The organism is Clostridium sp. ZBS15 (assembly GCF_023845705.1).
In the GTDB taxonomy this organism is placed as follows: domain Bacteria; phylum Bacillota; class Clostridia; order Clostridiales; family Clostridiaceae; genus Clostridium; species Clostridium aquiflavi.
The window spans coordinates 1-15,315 of record NZ_JAMQHY010000046.1 but is presented as its reverse complement, the minus strand read 5'-3'; the positions used below and the strand labels follow the sequence as shown (position 1 = coordinate 15,315).

11 protein-coding genes, 1 riboswitch and 1 other annotated feature are annotated in these 15,315 nt (G+C 26.9%); of the genes, 9 read left to right on the top strand and 2 right to left on the bottom strand.

Annotated features, from left to right (window positions below):
* The first annotated feature begins 86 nt into the window (after window positions 1–86).
* From yjbM to NG904_RS13550, 5 genes are all read left to right on the top strand, one after another.
* Window positions 87–878, top strand: a complete 792-nt coding sequence (gene yjbM / locus NG904_RS13570; protein ID WP_003373100.1) for a GTP diphosphokinase — start codon at window positions 87–89, stop codon at window positions 876–878.
* Window positions 879–956: 78 nt separating this feature from the next.
* Window positions 957–1,736 carry a hypothetical protein gene (locus tag NG904_RS13565; RefSeq protein ID WP_252211824.1) on the top strand — a complete coding sequence of 260 codons (780 nt, stop codon included), beginning with the start codon at window positions 957–959 and terminating at the stop codon, window positions 1,734–1,736.
* A gap of 83 nt (window positions 1,737–1,819) precedes the next feature.
* Window positions 1,820–2,908 carry an AAA family ATPase gene (locus NG904_RS13560; RefSeq protein ID WP_252211825.1) on the top strand — a complete coding sequence of 363 codons (1,089 nt, stop codon included), beginning with the start codon at window positions 1,820–1,822 and terminating at the stop codon, window positions 2,906–2,908.
* A 117-nt stretch (window positions 2,909–3,025) separates the two neighbouring features.
* Window positions 3,026–4,357, top strand: coding sequence for a vWA domain-containing protein (locus NG904_RS13555; RefSeq protein WP_252232033.1), 1,332 nt, complete (start codon window positions 3,026–3,028; stop codon window positions 4,355–4,357).
* A 71-nt stretch (window positions 4,358–4,428) separates the two neighbouring features.
* Window positions 4,429–5,124, top strand: coding sequence for a hypothetical protein (locus NG904_RS13550; protein ID WP_252232031.1), 696 nt, complete (start codon window positions 4,429–4,431; stop codon window positions 5,122–5,124).
* A gap of 41 nt (window positions 5,125–5,165) precedes the next feature.
* Here the strand turns inward: NG904_RS13550 and NG904_RS13545 are convergent, their stop codons facing one another.
* Window positions 5,166–5,495 carry a HesB-like protein gene (locus NG904_RS13545; protein WP_252211828.1) on the bottom strand — a complete coding sequence of 110 codons (330 nt, stop codon included), beginning with the start codon at window positions 5,493–5,495 and terminating at the stop codon, window positions 5,166–5,168.
* A gap of 255 nt (window positions 5,496–5,750) precedes the next feature.
* On the opposite strand from NG904_RS13545, the gene NG904_RS13540 reads away from it, so the two are divergent.
* The 3 genes from NG904_RS13540 to NG904_RS13530 all read left to right on the top strand — a co-directional run bounded on the left by NG904_RS13540 (window position 5,751) and on the right by NG904_RS13530 (window position 10,081).
* Complete coding sequence (locus tag NG904_RS13540; protein WP_252232029.1) at window positions 5,751–6,506, top strand: methyltransferase domain-containing protein; 756 nt, start codon at window positions 5,751–5,753, stop codon at window positions 6,504–6,506.
* A 209-nt stretch (window positions 6,507–6,715) separates the two neighbouring features.
* A riboswitch (cyclic di-GMP riboswitch) is annotated at window positions 6,716–6,805 on the top strand.
* A gap of 380 nt (window positions 6,806–7,185) precedes the next feature.
* A complete protein-coding gene (locus tag NG904_RS13535; protein WP_252232027.1) occupies window positions 7,186–7,920 on the top strand; it encodes an acyltransferase in 735 nt (244 codons plus the stop codon).
* A gap of 58 nt (window positions 7,921–7,978) precedes the next feature.
* Window positions 7,979–10,081, top strand: a complete 2,103-nt coding sequence (locus tag NG904_RS13530) for a methyl-accepting chemotaxis protein (RefSeq protein WP_252232025.1) — start codon at window positions 7,979–7,981, stop codon at window positions 10,079–10,081.
* 563 nt (window positions 10,082–10,644) lie between these two features.
* Here NG904_RS13530 and leuS read toward each other — a convergent pair.
* Complete coding sequence (leuS, locus tag NG904_RS13525; protein WP_252211832.1) at window positions 10,645–13,095, bottom strand: leucine--tRNA ligase; 2,451 nt, start codon at window positions 13,093–13,095, stop codon at window positions 10,645–10,647.
* Window positions 13,096–13,275: 180 nt separating this feature from the next.
* Window positions 13,276–13,493: a binding site (T-box leader), on the bottom strand.
* A 172-nt stretch (window positions 13,494–13,665) separates the two neighbouring features.
* Here leuS and putP point away from each other — a divergent pair.
* On the top strand, window positions 13,666–15,138 hold the full coding sequence (gene putP / locus NG904_RS13520; protein ID WP_252232023.1) for a sodium/proline symporter PutP: 1,473 nt from the start codon (window positions 13,666–13,668) through the stop codon (window positions 15,136–15,138).
* The last annotated feature ends 177 nt before the right edge of the window (window positions 15,139–15,315 follow it).

The window sequence follows — 15,315 nt, the reverse complement described above, 5'->3', positions numbered from 1 at the left end:
AAATAATTCTAATTAGATAAATAATTACACATAATCTAAAGTTTTTGATATAATAAATATGAATGATATTTAAAAGGATGGTATTTATGGCAATAAACGATTGGAAAAGTTTTTTAATGCCGTATGAGCAAGCAGTAGAGGAACTTAAGGTAAAATTAAAGTCTATAAGAAAAGAATATAGAAGAAAAAATGAATATTCACCGATAGAGTTTGTTACTGGCAGAGTAAAAGAAGTTTCTAGTATATTAGAAAAAGCTAATAAATTTGAAATACCTATAGATCAAGTTAGATATGAATTAGAAGACATAGCTGGAATAAGAATAATGTGTCAATTTGTAGATGATATAACTAAAGTTGTAGAATTATTGCGTGGAAGAAAGGACATGCAAATTCTTTATGAAAAAGACTATGTTAGAAATGTAAAAGAAAGTGGTTATAGAAGCTACCACATGATAATAAAATATCAAGTAAATATGGCAGAAGGACCAGTAGATATTCTTGCAGAGTTCCAAATTAGAACTTTGGCTATGAATTTTTGGGCTACTATTGAACATTCGCTTAATTATAAATATAAACAAAACATACCTACTCAGTTGAAAGAAAAACTTAAAAGTTCAGCTGATGCAGCTTTTAAATTAGATGAAGAAATGCTACAAATAAAAGATGAAATAAAAGATGCCCAAAAGCTTTTTGAAGTGAAATCTAGCATAATTTCAAATATTATGAACTCTTTATTGACTTTAAGCTCATTAGGTAAAGAAGCAGAAGCAGCAAGACATGAAAAGACTTTAAATAAACTTATTCAATACGGAGAAATTTGGGAATTGGATAACTTGTTATTTTATGTTAAAAAAGATGTTGAAAAATATAGAGAATAATATTAAAGCTATGTTTGATAGTATATCAAACATAGCTTTAATAATAGGTAAAATTTCAAAAGAAAGGATTATATAATCATGATAGGAAAAGAATTAATGAAAAAGTTAAAAGAAAATCCAGAATATATTAAAGAAATTAGATATATAGATGATGAGCTTAATTTATTTATAGTTAAAAATAATGCAAATAATATAAAATATATTGAAAATCCAAGTAAAGAAGTGCAGTTAGAAGCAATAAAAGGTAGTCCTTTATCAATACAATATATTGATAATGTCTATGAAGATGTTGGAGCTATATGTGTAAAAGCATTATGGAATTCATTAAAATATATAAAAAATCCAACAGAAAAAATAATAAGAGAAGCTATTAATACTAAGGGATGGGCAATTCAATTTATAAAAAATCCATCTGAAGAATTGAGAATTTTAGCTGTTGAAAGAGATTTTGATGCTATTAAATATATAGAAAATCCGTCAGAAGAAGTACAATTAACAGCTATTAAAAATTATTATTCGGCAATTAGGTATATAAAAAACCCAACTTTAAATGCAAAATTAGCAGCTATTGCATCACATGAGGAAGGAATAAATTATATTTCTAATTATGATTTAGATGAAGTAAAATTATTTATTTATAAAAATATAAATGTTGTTAAATATATTTATGAAAATATAGATATAGATTTAGTTATAGAAGTTCTAATGGATAAGATAAAAAATGAAAATATAGAAGAAAAATACATGAGAGACTTTTTAGAATTAGAAATCTTAGAAATGGATAAAGTTAATTTTGTCTGGGAATATGGATCTAAAAATGCAAAGAAAATATTAGTTGATTATAAATTATCTATGTAATGTTAAGCTATATAAATGAGATGAGAATTATAATTAATTTTAAGTAATAAAAAATATTACATGCAATAAAGGGGGAAGATATTTTGAATTATACAGAAACTTTAAAAACAGCTGATTTAGTTATGAATTCAAAGGATGTACCATTAATAATTGGAGAAAGTGGAATAGGAAAAACATCATTAGTTAGAGAGATAGCTAAAAATGATAATTATTCATTAGTTACTATAGACGCAAATCTTTTAAAAGAGGGAGAAATAGGGGGATTGCCTGTAGTAGAAAATAGGGAGGTAGTGTATGCAACACATAATAAGTTGATAGAGGTAAAAAATTTATTATGTAAAGATGATATAAATGGGGTTATATTATTTATTGATGAATTAAATAGATGTGACCATGCAGTTTCACAGGAACTTATGAACCTTATATTAAACAGAGAGATAAATGGTTATGTTTTAGATGAAAGAGTGAAAGTTATTGCAGCTATGAATCCATCAAATAAATATGATGGATTTTCAGACAGTCAATATGAAGTCGTAGATATGGATCCAGCTCAAGAAGATAGATTTGTATGGTTAGAAATGCAATCTGACGTAAAGGAATGGATAAAATGGGGAATGAGTACAGATGGGAATATTCATGAACACATAATAGAATTTATATCTACATTTCCTCAATACTTACATACGCCAAACTCAATGGAAAGCATAAAAGCAACTCCAAGAAGCTGGCATAGAATATCTAAAGCTTATGAGGTGTATTTAAATAACAAGGATAAATATGATTTTAATATATTTTTAAATACAGTGAGAGGAAATGTTGGATCTAACATATGTAATGATTTTGCTGATTTTATACTTCATATAAGAAAACCACTGATCAAAGTTGAAGAGTTATTTGAAAATGAAATTTTAAGTTTTGATTTAAAGGAAAAGTTAGAAAATGAAAATCACTCAAGATTATATATATTAGCTAAAAATGCAATCTTATTTGTAGAAAGAAATTCTTCAGAAAAGAATTTAATATTATTTTCAAAGGTGTTAGATTTATATCCTAGAGATTTAAGACTTGGAATAATGAAAGAAATTAAGAAAGACCATAAAGATGGGTTATATGAATTGTTATTAAATCAAGATGAATTTATAGAAAGCTTTTTTAACATATTTATCAAATAGCATATTTTCAGTAAAATGTTAATATGTATATAGGTAAAGCTTAGCAGAGTAGTTAAGTTTAAATATTAAGTATAGTTGCATTAAATAGACATGAATACAATCGAAAGGAGGAGTTAGGTGGATTTTAATAATAAAAAAGAAGAACTTTTAAAAAAAGCGTATAATATAAAAAGTATTGATGAATTTGATAATATGTATATAAAGAGTTTCTTCGAATTAGTTGAAGAGGTTATTCTTGATTTATTAGAAAGTGAAGATTCATTTTTTGGTCAATTTATGTTAAGAGTAAAAAGGCAAATAAGAATTGAGTTGAAATCACCTATAGCTACTATTCCTAAAAGAAGTGGATTTAACATGTACTTTAACCCTATATTATTTTTACAGTGTGAAAAGAAAGAAATGTCAGCATTATTTAAGCATGAGATTTATCATATAATGTATTCACATTTTTCTAGAGAGAGAAAAATGAAAGAAAGATTAAGTAAAGAAGCTATAAATACTGCACTAGATATTTCGATAAATCAATATATAAAAAATCTTCCACCTTGGAGTAAAAAGATTAATTCTATAAATATGGAATATAATTTAAATTTAAAAGAAGATAGAAGTGCAGAAGAATATGCAGAGGAAATTTATAAATCAATTAAGTCAAGAATAAAGGACCCTAAAATTGACAAAGAAGAGTCATTAGATGAAATTAATTTAGAGAATGCTCATGATATATGGGAAGAAATAGATATATCTCAAGAAGACATTGAAAGTTTAACGAAGAAAACAGCAGTTAGCATATGTGATAAAAATATGCCAAGTGATATTGAAGACATAATTTTAGCTTATAGTGAAAACGCAGAGATATCTTGGCAAAGAATATTAAAAAATTTATTACCATCTGTAAAAAATGGATATAAAAAAACTACAACTAGAAGAAATAGGAGGCAACCTAATAGATTAGATTTGAGAGGAAGATTACCAAAAAATAACTCAAAATTAATAGTTGCAATTGATATAAGTGCAAGTATGAGTGATGATACTTTACATAAAATTTTGGTTGAAATATTAGAGATTAGTAAAACTATAAATAATGATATAATAATAATAGAATGTGATGATACCATTAAAAGAGTATACAAATTACGAAGTCCAAAAGATATAAAAAAGAGAAGTGAAAATAATGGATCAACTGCCTTTACTCCGGTATTTAGATATATATTAGAAAATAATTTAAGAAATGCTGTATTAATTTATTTTACAGATGGTGTAGGAGAAAAGGAATTAGATATAAAGCCGTTGAATAAAAGAATAATATGGGTGTTAATTGGTTCAGAAGAATTCTCATTAAAAAATCATTATGGAACAGTAAAGAGAATAAGCAGTGATAAGGAAGAAAAAGTTGAAGGAAATATTGGGTTACGTATGGTTAATTCAGTAATACATGATTGGGCTAGATAACAAGTAAGTAATTAAAATGACCTGTTTAAGCAGATTATTGATATGTGCATAAGCAATTAAGGAGGGGAAGTGTGAGTAAAAAATTTAAAGTAAGAGATTATGCGATTATTATAACTGTATTATTTGCTATTAGTTTAATAATAAATATTTTTAGCTATGTTAATATAAGAGATTATAAATATAGAATTGGTAGGGAATCTCAACTTAATATCGAAGATATAAGACAAAGAAATGAAAGCAACATGGACATTCTTAATATGAGCATAGATCAAGGGTGCATAAAAAATGAAGAATTATTAAAGCTCTATAAGAATTATGAAATTATTGCAAATGATACAATAGAATTATGGGAACAGTATAGGGAATATAAAGCAAACAGTTTTTCAATATTTTCTAAAAAAATAGAAACTAAAAAAATAATACAAAATGAAGTACATGGCAGAATAAAAGAATATATGTTTATTGTATTAAATGAAGCTATGAAAAATAGAGAATCTGGTTTAATATTAAATGAAAATTATTTGGATGATTTTGTTGTTATGAAGGAGTTAGCAGAAAAAATATATCATTATTTTGAAGAGTTTAATTCTACAAAATTGTCAAATTTTACTGGAGTAGATAGAGAAAAGAAAAGTATTAGAAATAATTATTGGATTGATATGTTACAAGGGATATATGATATTAGTGATGAGTATTCGAATATTCAATTGAGTGTAAGTAATATTGAAAATGTTAATAATATAGATATTATTAACGAAGGTAAATAAAAAAATACAACTACTTAATTTAAGTAGTTGTATTGTATATATTAGTGACATCCACTACATGAACCACCACAGCCTCCAGCAGGAGCTATAACTGGTTTTAAGGTAAGACCTCTACCTTCATTTTCATTAGTAGAAAGTATTATAAAGCCACCAAATTCTTCTATTAAAGTTTTTTCCATGATGAAAGATACATCATTTACTTTTTCTACAACATCAGTATCAGTAGCTTGAGATACTGAGATATTAAATATTGGACCGCTACAAGCAGCACCAGCAAAATTTATTCTAATATTAAAATCAGATATGTTATTATCATCTAAAAAACCTTTGAATTCATTATAAGCTTCTTCGCTTATAGTAATGTTTTTCATATAAATCACCTACTTAAATTAAAATGATTAACAAAAATGTTAATGAATTAAGTATATCATACAAGATACAAAATAAAAAGATTATAAATCATATAAAATATAGTTTGGAGGTATAAAGTATGATATAATTTATCAGTAATTTATCTCTTTAAAGTATTAAGGTTAAAATTTATAATTTTAAGTATTAAAAGGGTTTATATTATTAATAATAATTTATATAATAAGTTTTATATTAGTTTTAGAAGGGAAAAATTTATGAAACCGTATAATAAAGATTTTATAGTAAAAGAAGTACAAGAATATAATTCTCTTATAAATGAATGTACCCTTGACTGTTATTCTATAAAAAAGAAAAGTAGTAAGGGAATAAAACTTCAAGGATATATGTATGAAAATACAGAAGAATATGATTTACCTATAATACAATTATTAAAAGATGATAAAAGCCTTATGCGTATTACACCAAAAGAAATAGAAAGTTCTTATCAAGCAATAAAATTTGCTAAAGGTAAAGTAGGAATTGTAGGTCTTGGTCTTGGATACGTAGTGGATAAGATTGCAAAAAAAACTAAGGTAAATCAAGTTATAGTATATGAAATTAGTGAAGAAGTAATAGAAATGTATAAGAAAAACTTTGGAGAAAATAAAAAAGTTAAGATTATACATGGAGATGCATTTAAAGCAAAACCAGAAAAATTCGATTTTTTCTATGTTGATATATATGAATATAAATTGGAATTAAAAGTAGTAGAAGACTATAATACATTTAATAAATTACATGAAATAGAAGAATATTCATTTTGGGGAATGGAGCATTTTCTTTTAAGTTGTAATTATGAAGAAGTTTTATGGGTATATATTCCAGAAAATTGGATTGAAATGAGTAAAAATTTATATGTATCTCTTGATACATCAGGGTATATAAAGAACTATAAACAATTAGAAGAAGATAAAGTAAGAGATGTACTTAAAGAATTTAAAAAAATTTTAAATAACGATATAGAAATATAATTATTATAAAAATATATTTTAATATCACAAAAAAATCTATGTATACTTCATTATTAAAAAGATATGAATTATACATAGGTTTTTTTATTACTTTTATTTTTAAAATTAAAGATAAAGTGAGATTTATTTCTATAATTATCTTTATAATGAAATATTTTGTTGAATTATAAGGGATATAATGTTATCATATTTAGTGTTTAACAAAATATGAATGATAATAGCACACTTATTGAAAAATAAGGTCGCAAAGCTTATGAGTCTAAGGAAAATTTATTTTCTATGATCGTCAGGTTGCCAAAATACAGTTAATTTACAATTGTATAATTTAAAATTTTGGTGTCTATGAATTCATAGATACTTTTTTATTATTTAGGAATTCATATTATGCACCATTATTTCTGCACTACGTTTGAAAAGAGTACATAGCTAAAAAATCGACGTTCCACAGTCTCTTAGCGATTTTTTTGTTTTAGTAGATTAAAGTGTTAGCAACTTAAAATTAATATAAATTGAAAGGTAATTTAATGAATGCAAAAGAAAAAATGGATGATTAACTTTTAAGAATACGTTTTATATAAAAATACAAAAGAAAACTAATAATTTTACAAGGGGGTGTATTTAAAGAGTTTTTTGTTATTACAAATAAGAAAATCATTTTAAGGGTAAGGAGAAAATACTTATGAAGAAAATAGATGAACTATTACAACAGATAGAAGATATTATTCAATATGGAATAGATAAAGATGGAATGATAAAAATTTTAAAAATTTTAAATTGTTCTATTCCATTTGAAATATTAGATGAAATTAAATTATATGGAGATTATTTACCTAAAGTTGCGGAAAATGGAATATCGGAGGAGAAAAGATATTTACATTTTTTATGGGATGTATTGGACAAGTCACCCATGTGTCTTATAGCTAATTTTGCAATTCCTTATAGAAGGATTTTAGCTAAAAAATTATTTAAATCTTGTGGAGAAAATTTTATAGCTGAAGAAAATGTTAGATTTAATGTACCAGATAATATTGAATTTGGTGATGATGTATTTATTAATAGAGGAACTTTTATAGATTCAAAAGGAGGAATTAAAGTTGGAAATTTTGTTGGCATAGGTGAGGGGGTAACTATACTTACTCATTCTCATAAAGAAGATAATCATTCTTTTAGAGAATATAGCGAGGTAGTAATAGAAGATTATGCAAAAATATATTCTAATTCAACAATACTTCCAGGAGTAAAAATAAAAACAAAAGGAATAGTTGCAGCGTGTTCTTTAGTTAATAAAGATGTAGAAGAAAATGTGTTAGTTGCAGGAGTTCCAGCAAAAGAATTTAGAAAAAGAAATACTTTTAATAAAGATAAAAATGAATTAAATCATGTATGGCTTCACAATAAAAGCTTTCAAAAATAAATAGTGATTTTTGAATCAAATGCTACATTTTAAAATAGATATTATTAGGAGGGTAATCATGAAGAAAAATATTAATCTTGATTTTAAGAAAACATCTGTAAAATCTAAATTAATGTTAATAATCATACCAATAGTTGCTGTTGGATTATTATTACTAACATCAATAACATATGGTTCTGCAAAAAATATGATAGAAAAAGAATTAGTTAATCTTATGTCAGAAAGGGAAGCAGAGGCTGTAAATAATATTGACACTTGGTTGAATTCAAGACTTTCAGAAGTAAAGGAAGTAGCTCAAAGTCCTATATTAGAGCGTGTTTTAGAGATTAATCCAGACTTGAACTTAGAAAATAATGATGAATCTATAGCTCTTATAGACCAGTTGAATTTATCACGTTGGACTTTTGTTAATAATACATATCCTAATGAATATGCAGCTTTACATATTTTAAATGGAATTTCAGCAAATGAATGGAAAAGTATAGAGAATTCAAATAAGCTTTTTGCAAGATATTATAATGTAAATGCAGATGAGTGTAAAACTTCTCCATGGGCTAAAGCGGCTTTAGAAGAAAGTTTTAAAAAGTTTTCTGATAATAATGGTCCTTATGATATAATTTTAAATCCTACATATTCTGAAGCATATAAGAGAAATGTTGTTATGATGATTGCTTGGAAGAAGGATGAAATGGGAGAGGCTAAAATAGGGGCAGCATCTAGCTTAGCTATAGAAGTAGTAGAAAATAAAGTAAAAGAATTAAAATATGGAGAAAAAGGATATGGAATGTTAATAGCAGATAATGGGACATTTATATCACATCCAAATCAAGAATATGTTATGAAAGAAAATATAAATACACTAGAAGATAAGGAAATGCTAAAGTTATCATCTGCTATAAAATCACAAGATAAAGGTATAATTAAATTGGGTATGGGCACTGGAAAGAAGCTAGCATTTTATCATAAAGTACCTGTTACTAATTGGATGGTAGTGAATGTAGTATATGAAAGTGAACTTTTCTCAATTTGTACTAAACTATTAATATTAATGCTAATAATAGCAATATTAATTATAATAGCAGTTATTTTAACAATATATAAGTTTTCAACTAATATGCTTAAACCATTAACAAATATAAGTATATTTGCTGATGAAGTAGCAGCTGGTAATTTAAGTGCAAATATAAATATTAATTCAGATGATGAATTTGGAAAAGTTGCTAAAGCATTAAATAATACAGCTCAATATTTAAAAATTTATATTTCTGAAATAGATGAAGTACTAGGAAGTATTTCTAATGGAAACATTAATGTAAATGTAGAAGGTGAATATAAAGGTGATTTTGTAGGTATAAAAGAATCTTTAATAAAAATAGTATCATCATTAAATAATACATTTACTCAAATAAGAGAAGCAACACAACAAGTTTCTAGTGGATCTCAGGAGGTAGCTTCAGTAGCTCAAGTATTAGCACAAGGAGCATCTGATCAAGCAAGTTCAATAGATGAATTAACAGCATCAATTGGGGATATTAATGAACAATTAAAAGGTACAGCTAAGCATGCAAATGGAACTAATGAAATTGTAAATCAATTAGTTACATATATTGAAGATAGTAACAAACAAATGGAAGATATGTTAAGTGCTATGAGCAATATTGATGTTTCATCTAAAAATATACAAAATATAATAAAAACAATAGCTGATATAGCTGAACAAACTAATCTATTAGCTTTAAATGCAGCAATAGAAGCAGCAAGAGCAGGGGAAGCTGGTAAAGGATTTGCAGTTGTTGCAGATGAAGTAAGAATGCTAGCAGAACAAAGCTCACAAGCAGTTAAGAGAACAACAGAACTTATTAAGAACTCAATAGAATCTGTAAATGAAGGTAAAGTAATAGCAGATAATACAGCAAGCTCATTAAAAGAAGTTGTAGAACACACTAAAGGAGCAACTGAATTAGTTGTTAATATAGTTAATTTAGCAGAAGAACAATCAGAATCTCTTAATAAGATAAATGAAAGAATAGAAGATATAGCTAATGTAATTCAATCTAATTCATCAATAGCAGAAGAAAGTACAGCTGCTAGTGAAGAATTAACAGCACAAGCAGAAAGCTTAGATTACATGGTTGCACAATTTGAATTAAAAGAAGATTAGTATATTCTGTGTTTTAACAGACAAGTTTATATATGCATAAGCAAAGTGGACTAAGTAATTGAACTTAGGAATACTAAAATGAGTATAGTCCAATTTTAGCTTGCTCTCAATGTAAAATTAAGACAAGCAGTANNATTACAATGCCACTTTACATATTGCATATATCAACTTTATTTAAAACACAGAATATTTTTTTATGAAATTTAGTGCATTAAGAATTTGCAAATATAAGAAAAATAAATGAATCAGGTTGCAAAAGGAAACTCGACTCCTGTTTAGTCGTTGAGTAAGTTCGAGGAACGAAATATTAAGAGTTCTAAAAAGAAAATTCCAATGCCACTACGCTAATATACTATAATATTACCTCTGTTAAAACACAGAATATTTTTTTATAAAATTGAGACAAGCGGTAAATGTGGTTATTAACAAAGAAATTTAACGTTGCTAAGTAAGTTGGAAAAGGCAAATATAAAAAAATAGTATCAAGAAGAAGTTATATTCTCAGGATACTATTTTTTTATTGAAATTATATAATTCTAAAAAGAAGGATATAATTAAATTTTCTATTTTACAACTATATTAACAAGTCTGCCTTTTATAACAATTACTTTTATTATATTTTTACCTTCAGTAGTTGCTTTTATAGTTTCGTTTTCTAATGAAGCTTTCTTTATGCCTTCTTCATCTAAGTTTGATGGTATCATAATTTTAGCTTTTATTTTACCATTAACTTGAATAGCTATTTCAACTTCATCTTTAATTAAAGCAGCTGGATTAAATTCAGGCCATTTTTCATTAAATATAGTTGAGTTATGACCTAATAAGTTCCAATGTTCTTCAGTAAAGTGAGGGGCAAATGGTGCTAATAATTTTAAGAAATCTACTACAGTTTCTTTTAAGAATGTAGGATTTTTAGTATCAGCTTGAATATATTTATGAATAGCATTTGTAAATTCCATAAGTCTTGCTATTGCAGTATTAAATTGCATTTTTTCTGCATCTTCGCTAACACCTTTAATAGCTGTATGTCTCCAGAAGTTTAAGTCTTTTTCTTCAGAATCCATAGTAGTCTTAATATTTTCTGAAGCATTAATGATATCTCTGCATGATTCTAAAGTTCTTTCAATTCTATCTACAAATCTAGCAACAGATTTAACTCCATCATCACTCCATGCACCACCTTCAACATATGCGAAACCGAACATTAAATACATTCTAAATACATCAGCACCAAATTCTTTAATATAGTCATCTGGAGAGATTGTATTTCCTTTTGATTTACTCATTTTTAATCCGTCTGGTCCTAAGATTAATCCTTGGTGAGTTAAGCTTAAGAATGGTTCATCAAATTTTAAGTATCCCATATCTCTCAATGCTTTAGTTATAAATCTTGCATATAATAAATGCATACAAGCATGCTCTGGTCCACCAACATATTTATCTACAGGTAACATTTTATTTATTAATTCAGGATCAAAAGGTGCATCAGTATTTTTGTTATCAGGGTATCTTAAATAATACCAAGAAGAACATACAAATGTATCTAAAGTATCCGCTTCTCTTTTTGCAGGTTTACCACAGTGAGGACAAGTAGTATTTATAAATTCTTCACATTTTCCAAGTGGTGATTTACCATCTGGAGTAAACTCAACATTATAAGGAAGTTCTACTGGTAAGTCTTTTTCAGGAACTGGAACTATTCCGCATTCATCACAGTATATAACTGGAATAGGAGCTCCCCAGTATCTTTGTCTTGAAACTAACCAATCTCTTAATCTGAAGTTAACCTTCATTTGTCCTAATTCATCTTTTTCAAGTTCACTAACAATAGCTTTTTTAGCTTCATCTGTAGTTAAACCATCAAATTTTCCTGAATTAACAAGTATTCCATGCTCACAGAATGGAAGTTCTGGTTCATCACCTTGTTTATTAGTAATAACTCTTTCTATTGGTAAATTAAATTTACTTGCAAATGCGAAATCTCTTTCGTCATGTGCTGGAACTGCCATAACACAACCAGTACCATATGTAGCTAATACATAGTCAGCAATCCATACAGGAACTTCTTTTCCATTTATAGGGTTTATGGCGTATGAACCAGTAAATACACCAGTTTTTTCTTTTGATGATGATTGTCTTTCTATATCAGATTGTTTACTTGCATCTTCTTTATATGCTTCAACAGCGTCCTTATATTCTGGAAGAGTTAATTCGTTAACTAATTTATTTTCAGGTGCTAATACAACATAAGTTACACCATTTAAAGTATCAACTCTTGTAGTAAATACATCAAACTTTAAGTCAGAATCCTTAACTTTAAATGTAACTTGTGCACCATATGATCTTCCAACCCAATGTTTTTGCATAGATTTAGTTTTTTCTGGCCAATCTAATCCATCTAATTTGTCTAATAATTCATCAGCATAATCAGTTATTTTGAAGAACCATTGAGTTAAATCTTTCTTTTTAACTTCAGAATCACATCTTTCACATAAGCCATCAACTACTTGCTCATTAGCTAAAACTGTATTACAAGATGGACACCAATTAACAGGTGCTTTTTTTCTGTAAGCTAATCCTTTTTCATAAAGTTTTAAGAATAACCATTGAGTCCATTTATAGTAATCAGGTGAACAAGTAACAACTTCATTTTCCCAATTAAACATAGCACCCATAGATTTTAATTGTTTTTCCATAGTTTCAATATTTTTAAATGTAGAATCTTTAGGATGTATACCTGTTTTTATTGCATAATTTTCAGCAGGTAACCCAAAAGCATCGAAACCCATTGGTTGGAATACGTTATAACCTTGCATTCTTTTTAGTCTTGCCCATGAATCAGTTGGCCCATAGTTAAACCAGTGACCAGCATGTAATTGAGCTCCTGAGGGATAAGAGAACATTTCAAGTGTATAAAGTTTCTTATCTAAATTTTCTGGGTTAAATTTGTAAGTTTCATTTTCTTCCCAAATCTTTTGCCATTTTTCATCGATTTTAGTACTATAATTTTCCATAATTAACCTCCAAAATAACAATGGACAATGAACAATGAACAATAGACAATGAAGGATTATATTTCTTAAGAAATATGTACAATTAAAAAATTGTAAGCTTTCTCTTTCAATGTCAATTGTAGATTGTAAATTATCAATTGAATTAATTTATTGTATAAAAAAAAGCTCTCATCTCTAAAATTAAGAGACGAAAGCAAAATTCCGCGGTACCACTCTTATTAGAAGAAAAAATATAATTTAATCTTCTCGCTTGATATATTTAACGGATAGTTACCCGTACTTGTTTTTAACAAGTAAGCTCGTAGACAAGTTCATAATAATGTAACACTATTTCACACCATACAATAGCTCTCTAAAAGATACATTTTATTATTACTACTTCTATTCACAGCAAAATATAAAATTTAGCAATATTATATATTAAAATTTGTAAAAAAGCAAGAAGACATATTAATTATAAATAAAAATACTAATCCTATTTTGACTAAGAAAATTGAATTCACATGAGTTTTCTGTTAAAATCGTTACATTCGTACAAAATTGTTACTTATATTTAGGAGGTTTATATAAATGAATGAAAAAATAATAATTGGGGGTACATTTGCATTATATTTGGTAGTAATGTTATGTATAGGCCTACATTTTTATCGTCGAACTAATAATTTATCAGATTATACATTAGGTGGAAGAAAACTTGGATATTGGGGAAGTTCTATAAGTGCACAAGCTTCGGACATGAGTGGCTGGTTATTACTTGGACTTCCAGGAGCAGCTTTTTTAACAGGTTTATCAGGATCTGTATGGATGGCTTTAGGACTAGCTATTGGAACATATTTGAATTGGAAAATAGTTGCTAAAAGACTTAGAGTAGATACTCAAAAATATTCAGATTCAATAACAGTACCATCTTATTTAGAAAATAGATTTAATGATAAATCAAGAACATTAAAATTAATTTCTTCGTTATTCATACTTGTATTTTTTATACCATATACTGCCTCAGGATTTGTGTCAGGAGGAAAATTATTTACAACAGTTTTTGGAACCCCATATATAGTTTCTGTTATAATATGTGGATTAGTTGTTGTAAGTTATACTTTTTTAGGAGGATTTATGGCTGTATGTTATACAGATATAATTCAAGGGTTATTAATGTTTTTTACATTACTTGTATTGCCTATAATAGTTATAGTAGAAGCTGGTGGAGTAGGAAATATATTATCAACTTTTGATCCATCACTTTTAAATCCATTAGATATTGGTTTTATAACTGGATCAAGTAGTGGAACTATAGGAATGGCAGTTGTGGGAATTATTTCATCTCTTGCATGGGGGCTTGGATATTTTGGACAACCTCATATTATTACAAAGTTTATGGCTATAGAAAATCCAGAAGAAATTAAAATTTCAAGAAGAATAGCTACAGTTTGGGTTATAATAACACTTTTAGCTTCAACTGGTATAGGTCTTGTTGGACATTATTATTTCCCTAACTTAACAGGTGCGGATTCTGAAACTATATTTATTTTATTAGTTCACAAATGTGTTCCATTAATATTTATTGGAGTATTATTATCAGCAATATTAGCTGCAATTATGAGTACAGCTGATTCTCAACTTTTAATTATATCTTCTACAATTTCAGAGGATATTTACAGATCTATTATTAAGCCAAAAGCTTCAGATAAAGAGCTTATAGGAATTAGTAGATTGTCGGTATTAGTTGTAGCTCTTATAGCATTTTGTATTTCACTTAATCCAGATAGTTCAGTTTTAAAACTGGTATCATATGCATGGGCAGGGTTTGGATGTGCCTTTGGCCCCGTAATTTTATTATCACTATTCTGGAAAAATATCACTAGAAATGGTGCGGTATCAGGTATGTTAATTGGTGGGATTACATCAGCAATTTGGCCAATATTTAAAAACTATTTTTCAGCACCAATATTTAATCTTTATGAAATTGTACCGGGATTTTTATTAGCTTTAATTGCTATATATGTTGTTAGTAATTTAGATATGAAAAAGCACAAAGTAAAATAGTACATATTTTTAATGTCAACTCACCTATTGCATATATTAACACATATTTAAAATATAGCTTAATAAAATCATAGTGTTTGCTTAACCTATGTTTTTATTGAAAGATATTAAGAAAATTCTCGGAATTAATATATTGATTTTGAGAATTTTTTTATTCTTTAGGAATTTATATTATTA